Annotated in this window: 6 protein-coding genes; 3 read left to right on the forward strand and 3 right to left on the reverse strand. The window is 38.4% G+C overall.

Going from position 1 to position 4044, the window contains the following annotated elements; all coding sequences use genetic code 11:
• The 3 genes from V757_RS18530 to V757_RS18540 all read left to right on the forward strand — a co-directional run.
• The coding region (locus V757_RS18530; protein WP_023950007.1) for a type 2 periplasmic-binding domain-containing protein at positions 1–407 on the forward strand (407 nt) is incomplete at its 5' end.
• A gap of 69 nt (positions 408–476) precedes the next feature.
• Entirely contained in the window at positions 477–1004 is a 528-nt protein-coding gene (locus V757_RS18535) for a TRAP transporter small permease (protein ID WP_023950008.1), read from the forward strand.
• Positions 1001–2116, forward strand: coding sequence for a TRAP transporter large permease (locus V757_RS18540; RefSeq protein WP_315970366.1), 1116 nt, complete (start codon positions 1001–1003; stop codon positions 2114–2116). The genes V757_RS18535 and V757_RS18540 overlap by 4 nt, the downstream gene beginning before the upstream one ends.
• Before the next feature lie 234 nt (positions 2117–2350).
• On the opposite strand, the gene V757_RS18545 is transcribed toward V757_RS18540, so the two are convergent.
• The 3 genes from V757_RS18545 to prmC all read right to left on the reverse strand — a co-directional run.
• Positions 2351–2935 carry a UbiX family flavin prenyltransferase gene (locus V757_RS18545; RefSeq protein WP_023950010.1) on the reverse strand — a complete coding sequence of 195 codons (585 nt, stop codon included), beginning with the start codon at positions 2933–2935 and terminating at the stop codon, positions 2351–2353.
• Positions 2928–3257, reverse strand: a complete 330-nt coding sequence (gene grxD, locus V757_RS18550) for a Grx4 family monothiol glutaredoxin (RefSeq protein WP_031274248.1) — start codon at positions 3255–3257, stop codon at positions 2928–2930. The genes V757_RS18545 and grxD overlap by 8 nt, the downstream gene beginning before the upstream one ends.
• A gap of 175 nt (positions 3258–3432) precedes the next feature.
• On the reverse strand, positions 3433–4044 hold a 612-nt coding region (prmC, locus tag V757_RS18555), incomplete at its 5' end, for a peptide chain release factor N(5)-glutamine methyltransferase (protein ID WP_023950014.1).

Raw genomic sequence — 4044 nt, forward strand, 5'->3', positions numbered from 1 at the left:
TGCCTTGGGAAGTTGTTCCTACAATGAAACTACATGAGATGACGAAATATCACTCTGAAATCAATCCTCCTCAGCCCGGTTTATATTCAACATTATTCACCATTGCTATGAATAAACAAAAGTATGAAAGCTTACCGGACAATTTAAAAGCAGTGATTGATAAAAATTCAGGTGCTGATTTCTCTGCTCTTATCGGTAAGGCATGGGACTCTTCTGCTCCTGATGCACGTAAAAAAGCCGAAGAACGAGGTAACGCATTTAATACTATTTCAGATGATGGTGTAAAAACTATTATGCAAGCTGCTGACAATGTTCGCACAGAATGGGTCAAAGAAGTCACTGGAAAAGGCTATGACGGTGAAGCAATTCTGAAAAAAGCTGAAGAATTAATCGCAAAATATAATTAATTTTTCAGGAAGTATGAAGGGCTCAATATATTTTCCTCATATGTTGAGCCCATTAATAGCGTTTATATTATGTCTGAACATATACCTACTCATGATGAACCTAAAGATAAAGTAGGACTTTTCTTACTCAGATGGTCACAACTTTCTGCCTTTATCGCTGCCGTTCTTCTTTTACTTATTTGCATCATATCTGCACTCAGTGTTCTAAATCGTTGGCTATTTAACAGTCCAATTACTGGTGATGTAGAGTTAGTGCAGATTGCTTGTGCCCTATCCATTTCTGCATTTTTACCTTATGCACAAATGAAAAATGCTCATGTTATTGTTGATTTTTTTACTATAAAAGCCTCCCCTCGTATTAGAAACTTGCTAGATGCGTTTGCCGGAATACTTTTATGCATTGTATCTGCATTATTAGCTTGGCGAAGTGCTGCAGGTGCTATCAGTAGCTATAAATCAAATACATCAATGATGATTTTAGGATGGCCTGAATGGTTAGCACATCTCACTATTGCCCCAGGCTTTTTACTTTTGAGTCTTACTGCACTCTATACTACCTACCTTAAATTAAAAGAAAATAAAGGGATGCATGCATGAGTACCCTTACTATTAGTTTATTAATTGGCTTATTAGCTATCGGATTACTGGTTATTCGTGTACATATTGGCATTGCCATGTTTATTGCTGGTGCTATTGGGTATGTCGCTGTTTCCGGATGGTTACCATTAATTAATTATTTAAAAACTATGGCCTTTGCTAGATATTCAATTTACGACTTATCCGTTGTGCCACTGTTTTTATTAATGGGTAATCTAGCCTCTCAAGGAGGACTAGCACGTCGCCTTTTTGAAGCAGCAAATGCTTTCCTTGGGCATTACCGTGGAGGAGTTGCCATGAGTGCTGTTGGTGCCTGCGCAGGTTTTGGTGCTATTTGTGGTTCTTCTCTGGCGACTGCTGCAACTATGGGACAAGTAGCTATTCCAGAGCTCAAACGTGCTAACTACTCCCCTGCCTTAGCCACAGGCTCCCTCGCTGCAGGAGGTACGCTAGGTATTCTCATTCCTCCTTCAGTTATTCTAGTTATTTATGCTGTTCTAGCAGAGCAAAATGTCTCTACCATGTTTATGGCTGCATTAATCCCGGGACTCATTGCTTTAGCAGGATATTGCATTGCCATTATAGTATATGTCAGATTCGCTCCCAACAGTGGCCCAGCTATTAAACGATTATCTTGGTCAGAACGTTGGAGTCTTATTAAGAAAGTATGGCCGGTATTATTAATTTTTCTACTAGTACTTGGGGGAATTTATGGGGGCATTTTTACGCCTACAGAAGCCGCAGCCATTGGAACCATAGGTGTTGCTATTATTGCTTTCCTATCTAAAGAACTATCAAAAGAGAAATTCACTAAAGCTATTTTTGATACCGCTTCTGGTACAGCCATGATTTTCCTAATTCTCTTAGGAGCTGACTTACTTAATGCCTTTTTTGCCCTCTCACAATTACCAAGCAATATGGCTGAATGGGTTTCAAGCCTTGGGTTACCACCTTTAATGGTTTTATTCTTAATTATTATTCTCTACATTATTTTGGGTTGTATCATGGATAGTCTATCAATGATTCTACTCACTATCCCCGTATTTCTCCCTATTATTTTAGGCTTAGATTTTTGGGGAATGAATGTTAACGATAAATCTATTTATTATTAACAACTTAGCCAAAGACATTCCTATGGGAGAAACTTATAAAGGAATTATTCCTTTCCTATGCTCTGACTTTATTCGTATTATATTGCTAGTATTTTTCCCAAGCTTAACGCTATTTTTAGTGCATTTGCTTAACGGATAAGTCGAACTTGTGGATATGGCATCATAAACTCAAACCCCACTTATTTCATTACTAAGATAAGTGGGGTTTCATATATACTTGCTGTTAAACAAAAACTATTCTGTTACTAAGTCCGACTTCGTACCCTGCCACTTAGGTCCATCAATATGAATATCAAAAATGGCTAACATTCTAGCTACAGTATGATCGATCATCTCATTCAAATCTTTTGGATGATGATAAAAAGCAGGTAACGGAGGAAAAATAATTCCACCCATTTCTGTAACTGCCGTCATATTGCGTAAGTGTGCTAAATTAAAAGGCGTTTCACGGATAGCCAATACAAGCTTACGGCGTTCCTTAAGATGCACATCAGCCGCACGCGTAATCAGATTATCCGAAAACCCATGAGCACAAGCCGCTAACGTTCGCATTGAACAAGGGAGAATAATCATACCTGTGGTATCAAATGCACCACTCGCCAATGTTGCCCCCACATCACGGAAGCCATGAACATGATCCGCTAAAGCATTCACCTGTTGACGGTTCATATCAAGCTCATACTTAATATTTAACAGACCTGATGGGGAAATAACTAAATGAGATTCCACATCAGGTACATCACGTAAATGCTCTAGTAGCCGAATGGCATAAATAGAACCTGTAGCTCCAGTTATACCAATCACTAGTTTTTTAGTCATTAAAAGCGCCTACTTCTTCTAGAACTGTTTTAAGCTCACCACTAGCCGCCATTTCAGTCATGATATCAGCACCACCAACAAACTCACCATTTACATAAAGTTGTGGAATCGTTGGCCAATTTGAATATTGTTTAATGCCATCACGAACTTCTGCATCTTCTAGTACATTAACTGTCACTAATTTTTTAACACCCAGTTCACGTAAAATTTGTACAGCACGACCTGAGAAACCACATTGTGGAAATTGTGCAGAACCTTTCATAAATAATACTACTGGATGCTCTGTCACTGTTTGACGAATAAACTCTTGAACGTCGCTCATCTTAAAACCTTTAAAAAAATAATTTACATCAATCACGCATCACACCATCTAACGATATAGCTTATTATCTACACTACTTTCAACTAATCTAGTATGTGATGCCGTTAATTCTAACTAAAGCCCTATTTTACCTATTTTTCCAGAATAATCTATTCCTAGTGAGTGAGTTTTAGGGTTATTTTCTATATACACCAATATGAACACGCTCTACTCCAGATAAATCTTTTAAAGAAACTATTTCACTAAAACCATTCTCTTCTAAAAGATGCCTAATCGAATCTGCTTGATTCCAACCATGCTCTACCATTAACACCCCATTAGGATTTAAGAACTCAGGTGCTTGAGCGATAATCTCTCGATAGCAAGTTAAACCATCTGCAAAATCAGTAAGCGCAATATCAGGCTCAAACCGCAAATCACCTTGACTCAAATGTTGATCTTGCTTCTCAATATACGGTGGATTAGAGACAATTAAATCAAATGTTGGCTTGGACAAATACTCTACCTGTTGATGAAATACCTCAAACCAATGGCTTTGAATAAAGTTAACCTTAGCACCGATAGAAATAGCATTCCTTTCTGCAACCTCCAAGGCATCAGGACTAATATCTATAGCGCTTACTTGCGCTTTAGGACAATAATGAGCAATGGATACAGCAATAGCCCCACTACCCGTTCCCAAATCAAGCACTCTTGCTTGTGGCTGATGTTGCTCTACCCATTGAATAGCAGCCTCTACCAACGTTTCCGTATCAGGTCTTGGAATCAGCACTTTGGGATTAMWSMT

The organism is Pelistega indica, assembly GCF_000506865.1.
In the GTDB taxonomy this organism is placed as follows: domain Bacteria; phylum Pseudomonadota; class Gammaproteobacteria; order Burkholderiales; family Burkholderiaceae_B; genus Taylorella; species Taylorella indica.